This window comes from Amycolatopsis sp. lyj-90 (genome assembly GCF_046549035.1).
In the GTDB taxonomy this organism is placed as follows: Bacteria; Actinomycetota; Actinomycetes; order Mycobacteriales; family Pseudonocardiaceae; genus Amycolatopsis.
In genome coordinates this window covers 521,056-535,793 of record NZ_JAJPWP010000002.1, presented here as the reverse complement: position 1 = coordinate 535,793, position 14,738 = coordinate 521,056, and the positions used below count along the sequence as shown (strand labels likewise).

At 69.2% G+C, this 14,738-nt stretch carries 14 protein-coding genes; 5 read left to right on the top strand and 9 right to left on the bottom strand.

Features of this window, described 5'->3' with window-relative positions:
- The first annotated feature begins 50 nt into the window (after positions 1-50).
- The 4 genes from ACLJPX_RS08190 (at position 51) to ACLJPX_RS08175 (ending at position 4,384) form a co-directional block, all read left to right on the top strand.
- Positions 51-665, top strand: a complete 615-nt coding sequence (locus ACLJPX_RS08190) for an HSP18 transcriptional regulator (RefSeq protein WP_410600022.1) — start codon at positions 51-53, stop codon at positions 663-665.
- Positions 666-1,161: 496 nt separating this feature from the next.
- A complete protein-coding gene (locus ACLJPX_RS08185) occupies positions 1,162-2,502 on the top strand; it encodes an MFS transporter (RefSeq protein ID WP_410599493.1) in 1,341 nt (446 codons plus the stop codon).
- A gap of 2 nt (positions 2,503-2,504) precedes the next feature.
- On the top strand, positions 2,505-3,638 hold the full coding sequence (locus ACLJPX_RS08180) for an ROK family protein (RefSeq protein ID WP_410600021.1): 1,134 nt from the start codon (positions 2,505-2,507) through the stop codon (positions 3,636-3,638).
- A gap of 14 nt (positions 3,639-3,652) precedes the next feature.
- The gene (locus tag ACLJPX_RS08175) at positions 3,653-4,384 is read left to right on the top strand and encodes an SDR family NAD(P)-dependent oxidoreductase (RefSeq protein ID WP_410599492.1); all 732 of its coding nucleotides are present in this window, start codon (positions 3,653-3,655) and stop codon (positions 4,382-4,384) included.
- On the opposite strand, the gene ACLJPX_RS08170 is transcribed toward ACLJPX_RS08175, so the two are convergent.
- The 9 genes from ACLJPX_RS08170 to ACLJPX_RS08130 form a co-directional block, all read right to left on the bottom strand.
- The gene (locus tag ACLJPX_RS08170) at positions 4,361-5,809 is read right to left on the bottom strand and encodes an MFS transporter (protein ID WP_410600020.1); all 1,449 of its coding nucleotides are present in this window, start codon (positions 5,807-5,809) and stop codon (positions 4,361-4,363) included. The genes ACLJPX_RS08175 and ACLJPX_RS08170 overlap by 24 nt on opposite strands.
- A gap of 109 nt (positions 5,810-5,918) precedes the next feature.
- Positions 5,919-6,494 (bottom strand): MarR family winged helix-turn-helix transcriptional regulator, encoded by a 576-nt coding sequence (locus tag ACLJPX_RS08165; protein WP_158255833.1) that lies wholly within the window; start codon positions 6,492-6,494, stop codon positions 5,919-5,921.
- 4 nt (positions 6,495-6,498) lie between these two features.
- Positions 6,499-7,449, bottom strand: coding sequence for an arginase family protein (locus ACLJPX_RS08160; protein ID WP_410599491.1), 951 nt, complete (start codon positions 7,447-7,449; stop codon positions 6,499-6,501).
- Between the two features lie 40 nt (positions 7,450-7,489).
- Complete coding sequence (locus ACLJPX_RS08155) at positions 7,490-8,080, bottom strand: GNAT family N-acetyltransferase (protein ID WP_410599490.1); 591 nt, start codon at positions 8,078-8,080, stop codon at positions 7,490-7,492.
- A gap of 18 nt (positions 8,081-8,098) precedes the next feature.
- Positions 8,099-8,617 (bottom strand): MarR family winged helix-turn-helix transcriptional regulator, encoded by a 519-nt coding sequence (locus ACLJPX_RS08150; protein WP_158255834.1) that lies wholly within the window; start codon positions 8,615-8,617, stop codon positions 8,099-8,101.
- An 89-nt stretch (positions 8,618-8,706) separates the two neighbouring features.
- Positions 8,707-10,173, bottom strand: a complete 1,467-nt coding sequence (locus tag ACLJPX_RS08145) for a saccharopine dehydrogenase NADP-binding domain-containing protein (RefSeq protein WP_410599489.1) — start codon at positions 10,171-10,173, stop codon at positions 8,707-8,709.
- Positions 10,170-11,324 (bottom strand): type III PLP-dependent enzyme, encoded by a 1,155-nt coding sequence (locus tag ACLJPX_RS08140; RefSeq protein WP_410599488.1) that lies wholly within the window; start codon positions 11,322-11,324, stop codon positions 10,170-10,172. Before ACLJPX_RS08140 ends, ACLJPX_RS08145 begins: the two co-directional genes overlap by 4 nt.
- On the bottom strand, positions 11,321-12,211 hold the full coding sequence (locus ACLJPX_RS08135; RefSeq protein WP_410599487.1) for a dimethylarginine dimethylaminohydrolase family protein: 891 nt from the start codon (positions 12,209-12,211) through the stop codon (positions 11,321-11,323). The genes ACLJPX_RS08140 and ACLJPX_RS08135 overlap by 4 nt, the downstream gene beginning before the upstream one ends.
- 43 nt (positions 12,212-12,254) lie before the next feature.
- Entirely contained in the window at positions 12,255-13,304 is a 1,050-nt protein-coding gene (locus tag ACLJPX_RS08130; RefSeq protein WP_410599486.1) for a hypothetical protein, read from the bottom strand.
- Positions 13,305-13,734: 430 nt separating this feature from the next.
- Between ACLJPX_RS08130 and ACLJPX_RS08125 the strand changes: the two genes are divergently transcribed.
- Positions 13,735-14,574, top strand: coding sequence for a methyltransferase domain-containing protein (locus ACLJPX_RS08125; protein ID WP_158255836.1), 840 nt, complete (start codon positions 13,735-13,737; stop codon positions 14,572-14,574).
- The last annotated feature ends 164 nt before the right edge of the window (positions 14,575-14,738 follow it).

The following is a 14,738-nucleotide window of genomic DNA, read 5'->3' as shown; positions in this document are numbered from 1 at the left end:
CATGTCATCGGATGGATGACAACAGGGAAGTCGTCGAGGGGATGACAAAGATGAACGCGACTCCGGCCCGGACGGTGCAGACCGTGCACGACGTGGTGGCCGCCGCCCGTGCCGGCGCCGTGAAATCCGAAGACCTGCTGGCCGCTTTGGCCGCACTGAGGGCGGTCCGGGAGGAACTGAGCGCCTGGGAACCGGAACTCATCGCGGCGGCCCGCGACGGCGGGGCCAGCTGGAACGCCCTGGCGCCGGTCTTGGGGGTGGCGAGTCGTCAGGCGGCGGAACGGCGATTCCTGCGACTGCGGCCCTCCGTGACCGGCGAGAACACGGGGGAGGGCCGCGTGGACGCGGAACGGGATCGGCGGGCGGGTGATCGCGCTGTGGCGGATTGGGCCCGCCGCAACGCGACGGTCCTGCGCCAGCTGGCCGGGCAGGCCGGCGCCCTGCGCGGATTGAACGCCGGCGCGCAGGCAAGCGCCGATCGGCTCGGCGTGGCCTTGGGGGAGGACGACGCGACCAGTCTCCTGCGGCCGCTCGCCGACCTGCGCGACCACTTGCCCGGTGAACACGGCGGGTTCGCCGAGCGGCTCGCCGAGATCGGCGAGTGCACCGACCGGATCCGGCAGGACGCGCTCGACCACCGCCGGGGCGGCACCACTTCGTCGTGATGAGTGCGGATAGGGGCAGGCAGTCGTGCGCTGACTGTCCACACGGGACACTGCTGGCGAGGGAAGGGCGAGGTGGCATGTGGGTCGAGTTGGTCGTGAGTGGCGTTTCGGGTTATCGAGGGGTAAGTCAACGTGGCGTGTTCGGGCGGGTTGGGCGTTCGCGCGTGATCGGGCGGCGATCACGTGTGATTGAAGACGGATCTCGTGTGATGGGGTGACGTTCACGGAGTTCGGCTTCTGATCACGTGAGATCCGGCTTCAATCACGCGAGTCACGCCCTCGCTCACCTTTGGTGCAGACACGACGCCACCTTGCGTCGCGAAAGCCACTTTCGCGACGTCTGATGTCCCGAAAGTGGCTTTCGCGACACGGCCGCCCTTCGACTGCCTTTTCGGCCCCTCTCGCCTGGCCGTTCGTCCCTCGACGCACCGAAACCCTCCTCGGGGACCCGTGCGATCACTAGTTTGGTGTTCGTCGCACAAAAAGGGGGATCCCGATGGTGTCGGATCTGGCGAGCACTCCGGCGATGTCGCCGAGGCGGGCGCGGTTCGTGCGGAACTGGACCAGCAGGCTGGTCGCGTTCGGCGAGTTCATCGACGGCTACGACCTGCTGGTCATCGGCGCCGCCGTGCTGTTCCTCAAGCCGTATTTCCAGCTCACCGCGTTCCAGGTCGGGCTGGTGACCGCGGCGGCGTTCGTGGGTACGGCACTGGGCCTGGTGGTCTTCGGCGATCTGTCCGACCGGTTCGGCCGCCGGGTGATCTTCATGGTCAACCTGGTGTTCTTCGTGGTGGCGTCCATCGCCGCGGCGTTCGTCCAGGAGGTGTGGCAGCTGGTCGCGGCCAGGTTCGTGCTCGGTGTCGCGGTGGGCATGGACATCCCGACCTCGCACGCGTTTCTCACCGAGATCGCGCCCAAGTCCCGGCGGGGCCGGATCGCGGGCAGCCTGCCCAACATGATGTGGCTGAGCGGTGCCATCTCGTCGGTGCTGTGCGCGCTGGCGCTCCAGCCGTTGTTCGGCGACGAGACCTGGCGGTGGCTGTTCGGGCTCGCCGCGCTCCCGGCGGCCGCGGTGCTGGTGGCGAGGCAGTTCCTGCCGGAGTCGCCTCGGTGGCTGAGTGCGCGCGGCCGCGAGGAGGAGGCGCAGCGGATCTACGACACCCTGGGGTTGGAGCCGCCGAAGCGCGAGGTCGTCGAGAAGCGGGACTACCGGATGTTGCTGTCCGGCGGTGCGTGGCGGCGGCTGGCGACGGTCACGGCGTTCTTCGCGATCCAGGCCTTCGGGGGCGCGGTGGCGACGGTCGCGGGACCGTTGATCATCAGCAGTACCGGCATCGGGGTGTCCAACACGCTGTACTTCTCGCTGCTGGGTTTCGTGGTGGGGTTGATCGCGGTGGCGCTCGGCGCCCTGGTCATCGACCGGATCAACCGCCGCTGGCTGGGCGTGTGGACGTGTCTCGGCGTGTTCGGCGCCGGGCTGGGCATCGCGTTCACCGGCGAGCGGGCCGGCGTCGGACTGGTGGCCTTTTGGGTCGTGTACGCCATGCTGACCTGGTTCGGCCCGGGTGTGTTGTCGTGGGTGTGGAGCACCGAAGCATTCCCCACCTCGCTGCGAGGGCTGGGATCCGGTATCGCCCAGTGCGTGACCCGGCTCGCGATCGCGCTCAACGTGTTCCTGGCGCCCATGCTGGCGCAGAAGCACGGCATCACGATCGTCGCGTGGTACGCCGGTGCGTTCTTGGTCAGCGCGGTGATCGTGCTGGTGTCGCCCTGGCTGGCCACCACGGGTGTCGAGCTCGAGGAAACCAACAGTGTCGAGTCCGGAAAGCCGGCGTGAAGATGAACCACCCAGGTCTCAGCGGAACCCGGCCGCGCCAGGCCCGGCAGGCCAACACGGCCGCCGTGCTCCAGTTGCTCGTCCAGCGCGGTCCGCTGGCGCGCAGCGATATCGCGAAGGAGCTGTCCCTCAACCACGGCAGCGTCAGCAGGATCATCGAACCGCTGCTGTCGGCGGGCATCGTCCGCGAACTCGTCGAGCAGTCCACCCGGGTCGGCAGGCCCCGGGTGCCGGTGGAGCTGAACCCGTCCAGCCGGTACGCGGTCGGCGTGCACCTCGGCCTCGAACGGACCACGGTCGGGCTGATCGACCTGGCCGGGCACAGCGTCAGGACACAGACCGAGAACCGTGATCCGGCGGACAGCGCCGCCACGCTGAGCCGCGCCGCCGAACTGGCGGCCGGGCTGGCGGACTCCGCGCCGGGCCCGGTGCTGGGCATCGGAGTGGCCGTCGGCGGCGAGGTGGACCGGGCGGCAGGCCGGGTCGTGCGCAACGACGTGCTGGGCTGGGCCGACGTCCGGGTCGCCGACGTGATGCGTGAGCGGACCGGGCTCGACGTCGTGGTGGACGGGAACGTGTGCGCCCTGCTGGGCGCCGAACTCACCTTCGGCGCGGGACTGGGCCAGGACAAGGTTTCGTACCTGTTCGTCGGCAACGTCGCGGAGACGGGGTTCCTCAGCCGGCCGGTGGGGACGTCCTCGGACGGCATCATCCAAGGCGGCTTCGGCCGCATCCTCGTGCCCGGCCTCACCGATGCCGGTCACGGGCCCTTCGGCGAACGCGGGACGGACGTGGCGTTGCTCGCCGCGGCCCGGTCCGCCGGCCTCACGGTGACCTCGCTGACGGACCTGATCCGCTTGGCGGACACGGATCCGGTCGCGATCGGGCTCCTCGAAGCGCGCAGCGCCCAAGTGGCTCTGGTGGCCGACACGGTGTACGACCTGATGCGACCGCGCATGATCATCCTCGGCGGCAGCGGCGCACCGTCGGACCGATGGCTCGAGGCGGTGCGCGAACGCGTCGAGACGACTCCGCCGGAGGCGCTGGCCCGGCCACGGTCCCGGGGCAACCCGCTGGTCACCGCCGCGGCGGGACTCGTCGTGCGCGCCTTCTTCACCCGGGGAACCGCCGAATGAGCAGGGGAACGGTCATGAACGACGTGGTGGTGCTCGGCGGCGCGGGCGGTATCGGCTCGGCCGTCGTCCGTGCTCTGCTGGCGGAGGGACGACGGGTCGCGGCGGTGGACGTCGCGCCACCGCCGCCGGAACTGGCCGACATCCCGTGGATCCGTGGTGACGCGACGGATCCGGCCGTGATCGGCACCGCGTTCGACGCGCTCGGTGGCGTGACCGGGCTCGTGCATTGCCTGCTGAGCGAGCATCGCGCTCCTCTCGCCGGGCAGACACCGGACGCGCTGCGACGGGTGCTGGACATCGGCGCGGTGTCCGCGCTGGAACCGTTGCAACAGCTGGTCGACCGCGCCGGGGGAAGGCCGTGCGCCGCGGTGCTGGTCAGTTCGATCCACGCGGGCCTGGCCTGGGGCGGGCAGGCGCCGTACGCGATGGCCAAGGCCGCGTTGGAGGCTCTCGGCCGCGCGGCCGCCGTGGAATTCGGACCGCGCGGGCTCCGGTGCAACGTCGTCCGGCCCGGGTTCGTGATGGTGCCGCGTAACGCGCATCGCTGGAAGGACAAGGCCACCCGTGAAGCGCTGACGAAGGGGCAGCCACTCGGGGAGCTCGGCCGGCCCGACGACGTCGCGCGCGTGATCGCCTTCCTGCTCAGCGATCAGGCCAGGTTCGTCTCCGGTGAAACCGTCACCGTGGACGGCGCGATGACCGCCGCTCTGCCCGAGCCGGGCTCACCCGGAGTTGGCAGGCTCTGAAACCTCGGCGGGGCTCGAATCGCCGGACGGCGGGACGTGCCGCAGCACGACCGCGGCCATGACGGCCAGCGCGAGAATGACGGTGCCGGTGATGGCGGCGGAGAGGTTGAGCCCACTGGTGAACGCTTCTTTGGCCTGCGCCAGCAGCGCGGGGGAGACCTGGGGCGTGGACATGGCCCCGGACAGGCTCTCGCCGACAGCAGGGGCGGCGTCGGTCATCTGATCGCGGTACACCAGTGTGGTCAGGCTGCCCAGCATGGCCACCCCCATGGCGACGCCGAGTTCCTGGACGGTCTCGGACATCGCGGCGGCGGAGCCTGCCCTGTCGGCGGGGGTGGTGCCGACCACCAGGTCGGAGCCGAGCGCCCCCACCGAGCCGAATCCGAGGTACACCAAGGCGAATCCGCTCACGATCAGGCCGATGCTGTCGGGACCGCGCACCTGGGTGAGCAGCACGTAGCCGAGGGCGGACAGCACGAGGGTGCCCGAGACGACGTAGCCGGGCCGCACGCGCCGCGCGAGCAGGGGCGCGCCGATGGCGGCCACGACCATCGCCAGGGCGGGTGGGCCCATCCACGCGCCCGCGGCCAGCGGCGAGAGTTCTTCGACGAGCTGTAAGTGCTGAGTGACCAGATAAAGCGCACCGCCGACGCCGACGAGTCCCACCAAGAGAACACCGAGGGCGGTGCCGGACGAGCGATCGGTGAACAGCGCGACGTCGAGCAGCGGATCGCTCAGACGGCGCTGGCGGTGGACGAAGGCGAGGGTGAAGGCCGCGCTGGCCACCAGCGTGACGATGGTCTGGACGTCGAAGCCGTGGGTGGCCGCGTGCTTGATCGCGTAGACCAAGGGAAGGATCGCGCCCAGCGAGAGCGCGACGCTGACCAGGTCGATCCGTCCGGAGTCGGCGGCGCGATACTCCGGTAGCAGCACCGGTGCGGTCACGAGCACGAGCGCGGCGATGGGAATCGCGAGCAGGAACGCCGAGCCCCACCAGAAGGACTCCAGCAGCACACCGCCGACGAGTGGCCCGGCGGCCATGCCGAGGGCGAAGGTGGTCGCCCACACGCCGATCGCCAGTGCCCGTTGCCGGGCGTCGGTGAACATGTTGGTGATCAGGGCGAGGCAGGACGGCATGAGCGTCGCGCCCGCCACGCCCAGCAAGGCTCGTGCCGCGATGAGGATCTCGGCACTGGGCGCGAAGGCGGCGACGATCGAGACGAGGCCGAACGCCGCGGTGCCGATCATGAGAAGACGGCGACGGCCGAGACGGTCGCCGATCGCGCCCATCGTGACCAGCAGCCCGGCGATCACGAGTCCGTAGGAGTCGAGGATCCACAGCGCTTGCGTGCTGGTCGGCCGCAGATCGACCGAGAGAGCCGGGAGGGCGAGGTAGAGCAGGGTCACGTCGAGCCCGAGCAACATCGTCGGCAGGGCGAGGACTCCGAGGCCGGTCCATTCTCTCGGCCCGGCCCTGCTCGAATGCGCTGTCGCTGTTTCCCTGGGGTTTTCCGGCACGACGGACTCCCTCCGGTCAGGTCGACGGGTCTTTCGGCGGATTCAGCAGCCCCTCGGGGGCGTCGGGTTCCATCTCGAGGACCGCGCTTTCCACCGGGCAGCGCGACGGCGGGCAGGTGCTGATGTCGCAGAGACGGCACACCTCGTAGCCTCGGGACGGATGAGTGATCATCGTGGCCAGCATGCGTTCGAGGAGCCTGTCGAGCACGACGCGTTCCTGCTTGCTCGACTCGGGCAGGAGTTGCTCCAGGACCGCGCGGCGGGCGGCGAGGATGTGCCGCGCCTCGCGATGGCCGGCGTCGGTCAGTACCACCGAGGTGGTCCGGCGGTCGTCGTCGTCGAGGTGGCGCCGCTCGGCGAGCCCGTCGCTCTCGAGCAGATTGACCAGGCGGATCGTGGCCGGGCGGCTGACGCCGAGAAACCGCTGCAGGGTGCCCATGGTGAGACCTTCGTACTGAGCGGTCATGGCCAGCGTGGCCGCGAGTGCGCCACTACGGCCGGCCACCGATTCGACGGCGGACACGAGCTGGTCGTGCACTCCGGTCACGACTGCGCCTAGCAGGTTCAGGGTGCGGTCCGTGTCGGTAAACATGACGTCATGTTCGCCCATCCGGTGGCTTTGAGCATCGGCCAGTAGGACGAGCCAGGGATCCGAACCAGTCGACGATGCGCCGCGCGCCCGTTCCGTCCGGATCACGATCAGGGTCGTAGACGCAGACGGTGATGCCGACGCACCCCGGCTCACCGAGCGCGGCGGTGGCGAGTTCGCCGAGCTGGTCCCAGCTCAGCCCGCCCGGCTGGGGGTAGCTCACCGCGTCGAGGGCATCGCTCGACAGCACGTCGAGGTCGATGTGCAGCCACCAGCGCGTGGTGTGGGCCCGGATGCGGGCCAGCGCCTTCCGGGCGTGTTCGGTGGCGCTGTCCTCGTCGAGGGTGAGCTCTTGCGCCGTGACCAGCCGGATCCGTTCGGCCAGCGACGGGGCGTCACCGGCGGCGATCTCTGCGCCGTCGCGGGGCCCCAAGGCGACCACGGCGCTTTCGTCGAGTACGGGCAACTGCGACTCGAGCGACTCCGGCAACTGTTCGCGATGCTGTCCGAGCAGGAACCCGAGCTCGGAGTCGGCGGCCTCGCCGGTGTCGGACTCGTGCGGTGGCCAGGCGTCTTCGTGGCCGTCGATGAACAGCAGCCCTATCCGGTCGTCGTCGAGCGCGTCCTGGGCCCCGCGCAGGCAGCCGGGCAGGATCGCGCAGTCCCCGCCGAGCACCAAGGGCCGGTCACCGGCGAGCAGGGTCTCGGCCACCGCGGAGCGCGTGGCGGTGGTCACGGCCTCGAGTCCGGGAAGGGATCGCACTCCCGAGGGCTCGTCGCGGTGGGCGACGGCCGCCGAGGTACCGATGGCGACGTTGCCTCCGTCGGTGACCGGCTCGTCGGCCCCGAGGGCGGCGCGCAGTCGTTCGACGAGCCCGGCGTCGCGCAGCGCCTTCGGCGCCAGAGCTTCGTGGTCCAGTCGTCCCGCGGAACTGAACGGGGCACCGATCACTCGCATTCCGTCTGCCTCCTGAGGTAGTGGTTCGCGGACCCGGGGATCAGGCCAGGCCGCGCCGCACGATGACCCGTCCCGGCGAGGGGCGTCCGGTCTCGGTGAACCCGTGCCGCTCGAACAGGTCCACGGTGCCCATGTGCAACTCCCCGGCCGAGTAGCGGCGATGCCCGGAATCGGTGGGGTAGGCCTCGAGGGTGTGCGCGCCGTGCCGCCCGGCGTGGCGGACCGCGGCGGCGAGCAGGTGGTCGGCCACGCCGTGGCGGCGATGCCCGGTCTTGACGTAAAAGCACGGCACCGCCCACACACCGGGGTCGTCAGGCTCGTCCGGGCGCAGGGTTCGCGAGCCGCGCAGCCGCACGTACGCGGGGCGCGGCGCCACCGCGCACCATCCCACCGGAGCCTGGTCGCGGTAGGCCAGCAGCCCGGGCACCTCGCCGTCGCGCACCAGACGGGAGAACTCGGCCCGCGCGGACGCGCCCCGCATCCGGTCGTACTCGGGTCCCGAGGACACCCGCCAGTACATGCACCAGCAACCCTCGCAGCCCCCGTTGTCGCCGAACGCCTCCACGAGGTCGTCCCACCGGTCTCGTCCGGCCGGGTGGATCGTCACGTCGTCGACGCGTCGAGCGCTCATCCTGTGCTCCTCTCTCGATCAGCGACTGAGGGCGGGCACCGATCTTTCGACGGGGCAGTCGGCCGGGGGACATACGGAGTAGTCGCAGAACCGGCACACGCGATCCGCGCGGGACCGGTCTTTGACCAGATGAGCGAGCACCGGCTCCACGGCCTCGGCCACGACGGCGCGCTGGGCGTCGCTCAGCGGAGCGAGGACCCGGGCCACCACCTCGCGGCGCCGCGTCACGACCTCCGTGGCCGCGGCGCGCCCCTGCTCGGTCAACCAGAGCGAGACGGCACGCTGGTCGGTGGTGTCACGGCGGCGTTCGACCAGATCCGCCGCGACGAGCCGGTCGACCAGGCGCACCGTGCCGGAGCCGGTGAGCCCGATGACCCGGCCGAGGGCGTCGACCCGGGCTCCCGGCGCCGACAGCAGCGTCGCGAGGGCGGCCGTGCCGACCGCCGATTGGCCCGCGACGTGCGTGTTGCCCGCCTCGAGCTCGTCGGACAGCGCCACGACGAGCGCGGCGAAGAGGTTCGCGGTCCGGTCGTCCATGGCTCCAATATATATGACTGACGCAGTCATGCAATTTGAGTGGAGCGCCGCCCCGCCGCCGATGGTCGCGCGGCGGGGCGGACGGGCAGTCACGGCACGAGAATGTTGGAGAACTGCCAGGGGTCGTCGGGCGGGGTCAGTCCGAGATAGTCGTCGAACGGGCCCGGTCCGGTCTCCTGGGGCGTCCAGTCGCTGCGCACCGACGGGGTGGGGCCGAGATAGGGCGCGGCGATCGAAAGGATCTCGTGGTGGTCGAGGTCGTCGGGCCTGCACAGGCCCCGGTCCGGATGGCGCACGGCGGAGAACACCGCCGCCAGTACCGAGGCCGCGACCTGCAGCGTCGTGGCGTTCTGCCCGGTCACCAGCTTCCGGGTCTCCTCGATGGTCAGTTGCGAGCCGGTCCACCAGGCCCCGAGGTCGTGGCCGAGCAGCAGCACGCCGAGTTCGTCGGCGCCGGTGAGGATCTCGTCGGTCATGATCCGCTGGCGCTCCTGGAGCCGGAAACCCCGCATCTTGCACTCGTGCACCGAGGCCAGCGCCGCGTCGGTGGGCAGGTAGGCGTAGTGCACCGTCGGGCGGTAGACGACCGTTCCGTCGTCATCGGTGACGGTGAGATGGTCGCTGATCGTCACGGCCTCGCCGTGCCGGATCAACATCCCCTGGATCGGCCCCGACAAGGGCACCCACGAGCGCACCCAGGTGGCCATCCCCGGCCGGGCGAGGCAGATCTGGTTGCCGGTGCCGTATTCCGGGACCACCGCCCCCGGCGGCAGCTCACGTTCGTGGGTGCCCCACCCGAGTTCGGCGGGAGCGACGCCTTCCTCGTAGAAGCCCTCGACCGACCAGGTGTTGACGAACTCCTCGGGCTCCTTGGGCAGCGATCCGATCTGGGTGTCGCGTTCGGAGATGTGGATGGCCCGGGTCCCGGTCTCCATCGCCATCCGCGCGTGGTCGGCCTCGCCCAGCGCCCGCTCGATCCGGGCCCTGCGGTCCGGGTCCTCGACGCCTTCCTTGAGCATGGCCGTGGCGACGTCCTCGAGCCCGACCTTGGCCCAGTGGCTCACCAGGCCCGGATTGGCACCGTGCTCGATGATCGCGGTCGGCCCGCGGCCACCCCAGTCGCGGCTCAGGCGCCGCAACGAGTGGTGGCGGGCGTAGAGGGTCTTTTCGGTCGGGTGCCGGGCGTTCATGTCCGCGTAGGGATCCCACTGCTCGACCGAAGTGTCGACGTAGAGCACGCCGTTGTCGCGGCACCAGCCGATGATGTCCTCGGTCCCGATGTTCCAGGTCAGGTTCACCAGCAGGTCGCCGGGACCGACCTGCTCGGCGAGGGTCTCGGCGAGGTTTTCGGGAGTCAGCCGACGCTGGACGAACCGGCATCCGGCTTCGAGCGTCTCCGGGATCTCCTGGCGCCGGTCGTTCATGTCCAGCACGGTCAGCCGGTCGTAGGGCATGTCCAGGTGGGCCAGCAGCAGCGGCTGCAGGCACTGGGACACCGACCCGCAGCCGAGGACCAGCACCCGTCCCTGGACGGACAGGCGTTTGTGTTCGGTCATGATCCGCCTCCGATGCAATGTGTCGGCAACGGCGGGAAACCGTTGAAGCCGATAGAGGAATAGCTCGCGGTGTAGGCGCCGGCGCTGAGAAAGTCGACCCTGTCACCGATCTGGAGTTCTTTGGGCAACGCGTAGGCGGCGTCGCGGTAGATCACGTCGATGCTGTCGCAGGTCGGTCCGGCCATGATCACCGGTTGCGTCGGCCCGCCGCGTTCGGTCTCGACCTGGTACTGGATCGCCTCGCCCTCGGTCTCGGCGAGCCCGCCGAAGCGGCCCGCGTCCAGATAGACCCAGCGTTCGGCTCCCTCGAACGGTTCTCGCACCGAGACCACCTGGGTGCGCAGCACGCCGGCCTCGGCACTGATCGAACGGCCGGGCTCGGTCACGATGCGCGGGCGCCGCGTACCGGGGAACCACCGGTCGATCGCCTGCTCGATGATGCGTCCGAAATGGATGATCGGGGGGACCGGTTCGGCGTAGCGGGCCGGAAAGCCGCCGCCGAGGTTGAGCATCTCGAGTTCCACGTCGTTGGCGCGCAGCTTTTCGAACGCCTCGGCCGCGGCGGCGATGTTGGGCTCCCACCGCGTCGGCTCGAGCTGCTGGGACCCGACATGGAAGGACAAACCGTAGGGACGCAGACCCAGCTGCGCCGCCCGCGTCATCAACTCCACGGCGTACTCGAGTGAACAGCCGAAGTTGTCGCCAAGACGCCACCGCGCCCCGGCGCTCTCGCTGAGCAACCGGCAGTAAACCGCCGCCCCAGGGGCCGCTTCGGCGATCTTGTCGAGCTCGCGCACGTTGTCGAACACGAACATCGACACACCCTGTTGGTGGGCATAGGCGATGTCCGCGCTCTTCTTGATGGTGTTGCCGTAGGACAGCGATCCGGCATCGGCTCCGTTGGCGAGACACAGGTCGATCTCGGCCGGGCTCGCGACGTCGAAGCAGGCGCCCAGCTTCACGAGCAGGGCGATCACCGCCGGTTGCGGGTTCGCCTTCACCGCGTAGTACGGGGTCGCGTACGGCAGCGCGGCCTGTTGTTCGTGGTAGCGCCGGGCCACCACGTCGAGGTCTAGCACCAGGCAGGGGGTGGACGGATCGTGGTCGTGGAGCCACCGCGCGATGCGGGGGCTGAACGCGGCCACCGTCATCCGACCACCTCCGCGGTGAAGGGAGCCGCCGCTCGGTCCAGTTCCACGTCGAGGGCCAGGGTCAGGCACCGGCAGCCGCCGCCCGCCTTGCCGAACTCGGAGACATCGCATACCGCCGGCTCGAAGCCGCGGCGCTCGAGTTCGCGGCCCAGCCGCGGTGTGCAGTGCGGCATCACCACGGTGCGCCCGGCCACCACGGCGTTCGCGCAGAACGCCGCGCCTTCTTCCGGTGTCAGAACCACCGGGTCCTCGACGAGCTCGGCCAGCTCGGCGCGACCGGCGGTGGTGAAGGCCTCCGGCAGCACCATCGCCGTCCGGTCGTCGAGCGGGCAGAACCCCAAATCGACGTGATAGAAGCGGGGATCGGTGAGTTCGAGCGCGGTCACCGCCCAGCCGTGACGTGCCCGCAGGCCGTCATAGGCCGATTCGGCGGACCGGGGGCCGTAGCCCGCCACGAGTCCGCCGCCGAACGCCACCGCGTCGCCCGCGCCTTCCTGCGGCGCGGCGGGCGGCTGCTCGACCGTCCAGCCGAGTTCCTCGAACCGCCCGCAGACGTGCCCGATCTCGGGGGCGCGTTCGGGGTTGCTCATCCGGGCGGGCGTGACCGTCGTGCCGTCGACGATGCCGGCGTTGGCCGTGAAGACCATGTCCGGCAACCCCGGCTCGGCGGGCACGGTCCGGACTTCGGTGCCGGCGGACTCCAAAGTGGACACGAGGTCGTCCCACTGCCGCCACGCCCGATCGGAATCCACTCGCACGTCCGGGTCCATCCAGACGTTGATGGAATAGGTGACGTCGAAGTGCTCGGGCGAACACATCAGAACGCTGCGGCCCCATCCGGGACCACCCTCTATTGCCTCCTCAGGTGCTTTGGACGTCGGTGTCATGGCCATCCTTTCCTGGTGGTTCGGCGTATTCGGCGTCGTCAGCTCAGTACTCGAAGAGCTCTTCGTTGTGTGCCACGCGCGGGGGCCACGGGTTGTGGTACCGGGCGCACTCCTCGATGGGATGTCCGTGGAACAGTGCATAGTTGACGTGATCGGGCGGGAACTCCTCGGTGGAGATGTAGTCGAGGATCAGATACGGCCAGACCTCCGCGTCGACCTCGTCGAAGGATTCGTGCACCGTTCGCGAGTCGCTGGTGACGTCGGTGGGCACGAGGACGTCGGTGTGGTAGACGGCGGAGTAGCGGGTCGGGTCGAAGTTGTCCGGGATGTAGTGCGGTCGCTTGCGTTCGGCCACATCGCGGTGGTCGTCGGCGCTCTCGTTGTGCCAGCTCGCGCTGGGCACGTGCGGGCATCCGATGCCGCCGTTGCCGATCGACCGGAACGCCGTCTCGCGGACGAACTCGGTCGCGTCCTCGAACGATTCCTGCAGCCCCCGTTTGGCCAGGGAGTTGGCGTAGTGACCCGGCGAGTTCATCGAGAACATCAGTCCGCCGGGGATGCGCCGATCGTGGTTGACCGTGCGGTGAGCGCCGGAGTAGAAGATGTTGCAGCCGGCCTTGAACACGGTCAGCACCCCGTCGGAACGGCGGAACGGGACCGCTTCGGTGTAGATCACGTCCTGCTCGATGGGCGCGTGTTCGACCAGGTAGAGATTGGACAGCTCCACGCAGACGTCGACGAGTTCCTTTCCGGGCCGGGCGTAGGCCAGGTCCCTGCTGTTGACCATGATCAGGAATCCGCTGCTCTCGCCGCGTTCGGCGCGGTCCTTCCATTCGCGGCGCTCTCGCTGGATCTTCGCCGCGACGTGATCACGTCCCGCGTCGAGGTCGTCCTCGCTGATCCAGCACATGTTGGCGCCGAGTCCCTTGGGGCCGTCGGATCCCTGCATCGCCAGGCGTCCGAACAGGCACGGTTGCTTCTGGCCGAGCCACTTGTACAGCGCGGCACGTTTGTCCATTTCGGACACTTCGGGTGCGAGCAGTGTTTCGTGTGCCAGTGAGATGTCGTCGCCGAGATCGACATCCGGGCTCATCTGCGGGAGCCGGGTTATCTTCTCCCGCAATGACCTTGTGGCCGTCGGCGCTTCTCGCGTACCGGCCAATGTCGTCATCAGACTTGTCATGGTGAATCCATCCTCTCGTCGCCTCGGTGTTCCATCGGTGGGCTCGGCATGCAGGGGAATTCGTCCCCCAACCGACACCGTAGTGGGCAAATACGTCACTCGCTGACGTGGATACGACAGGCAATTTCTTGTTGATACCGCCAGTAGAGTGGAGTGCCCTGGGTGAAGAGACCGGTGCCCGAAATCATGATCGTGCGGCGAATTCGGCTCTACAGCAAGGAAAACTCAGGTGACGAAGGGTGAGCGGACACGCTCCGAAGTCGACGGACTTGACAGGGTCGGGCATGGTGGAGGCATCGTCTCTAACCGATTCCCCAGCAGGATGCGGAGGAGCTTCACCATGATCACCGAAACCACCTCGCAGAAAGCGCAGGCTTATTACGAGCAGGCCGAAGCGATGTACGTCAGCCTGTACGGGCCGAACTTCCACCACGGCTACTGGCCCCGTCCCGACGACGGCACGACCTACGAGCAGGCGCTGGAAAACCTGACCGGGCAGATCATCGACCGGGTCGGGGCGGGCCCGCGGGACCGGGTGCTCGACGTCGGCTGCGGTATCGGCGGACCGGCTATCCGGCTGGCCCGTACGACGGGCGCGCACGTGGTCGGCATCTCGAACGTCGCCACGCAGGTCGAGCAGGCCACCGCCAGGGCGGGCGCCGAGAACCTGGCCGGACAGGCCAGGTTCGAGCAGGCCGACGCGCTGGAGATGCCGTTCCCCGACGATTCGTTCGACGCGGCCATCGCCATCGAGTCGCTGATCCACATGGACCGCGACCCGGCGTTGCGTGAGATCGCCCGCGTTCTCCGCCCCGGCGGTGTCCTCGTCGCCGCCGACTTCTGCCTCAACGCCGTCGTCACTCCCGAACGCCAACGGGTGCTCGACCGGTACCGCGATCTCGATTCACTCAGCTCGTTTCACCGGTTGGACGAATTCCCGCCGATGCTCCGCCGCGCCGGCCTGGAGCCCGTCGAACTCCTCGATGCCAGCAGCCACGTCGAGAAGTCCGTCAAGATGTGGTGGGAGCGAACCGAAGCCGACCTCGAAAATCTGACGGACCAGTACGGCAAACAGGAGCTGGACGACTTCATCGGGCTCTTCGACGACGTCATCAACCACGGCGGACCCGAGTATCTGATCTTCACCGCCCGCAAGCCCAACGGCCCGTCACGGAACTGACCAGGAGTGTCCACAAGAGACACTCGGAAGTTCGCTGCTCTTATTGAGGGGAAGGTCAAAAGTGGCGTGTTCGGGCGGGGTGGGCGTTCACGTGTGTTCGGGCGGCGTTCACGCGTGATCCGGCTCCGATCACGCGAGTCACGCCTTCGCTCACCGTGGGTTCA

Bases quoted from the DNA above. Each gene is read 5' to 3' on its own strand.
- ACLJPX_RS08190 (WP_410600022.1), top strand. From the start codon at position 51: ATGAACGCGACTCCGGCCCGGACGGTGCAGACCGTGCACGACGTGGTG.
- ACLJPX_RS08185 (WP_410599493.1), top strand. From the start codon at position 1,162: ATGGTGTCGGATCTGGCGAGCACTCCGGCGATGTCGCCGAGGCGGGCG.
- ACLJPX_RS08180 (WP_410600021.1), top strand. From the start codon at position 2,505: ATGAACCACCCAGGTCTCAGCGGAACCCGGCCGCGCCAGGCCCGGCAG.
- ACLJPX_RS08175 (WP_410599492.1), top strand. From the start codon at position 3,653: ATGAACGACGTGGTGGTGCTCGGCGGCGCGGGCGGTATCGGCTCGGCC.
- ACLJPX_RS08170 (WP_410600020.1), bottom strand. From the start codon at position 5,809: ATGTTGCTCGGGCTCGACGTGACCCTGCTCTACCTCGCCCTCCCGGCT.
- ACLJPX_RS08165 (WP_158255833.1), bottom strand. From the start codon at position 6,494: ATGTTTACCGACACGGACCGCACCCTGAACCTGCTAGGCGCAGTCGTG.
- ACLJPX_RS08160 (WP_410599491.1), bottom strand. From the start codon at position 7,449: ATGCGAGTGATCGGTGCCCCGTTCAGTTCCGCGGGACGACTGGACCAC.
- ACLJPX_RS08155 (WP_410599490.1), bottom strand. From the start codon at position 8,080: ATGAGCGCTCGACGCGTCGACGACGTGACGATCCACCCGGCCGGACGA.
- ACLJPX_RS08150 (WP_158255834.1), bottom strand. From the start codon at position 8,617: ATGGACGACCGGACCGCGAACCTCTTCGCCGCGCTCGTCGTGGCGCTG.
- ACLJPX_RS08145 (WP_410599489.1), bottom strand. From the start codon at position 10,173: ATGACCGAACACAAACGCCTGTCCGTCCAGGGACGGGTGCTGGTCCTC.
- ACLJPX_RS08140 (WP_410599488.1), bottom strand. From the start codon at position 11,324: ATGACGGTGGCCGCGTTCAGCCCCCGCATCGCGCGGTGGCTCCACGAC.
- ACLJPX_RS08135 (WP_410599487.1), bottom strand. From the start codon at position 12,211: ATGACACCGACGTCCAAAGCACCTGAGGAGGCAATAGAGGGTGGTCCC.
- ACLJPX_RS08130 (WP_410599486.1), bottom strand. From the start codon at position 13,304: ATGAGCCCGGATGTCGATCTCGGCGACGACATCTCACTGGCACACGAA.
- ACLJPX_RS08125 (WP_158255836.1), top strand. From the start codon at position 13,735: ATGATCACCGAAACCACCTCGCAGAAAGCGCAGGCTTATTACGAGCAG.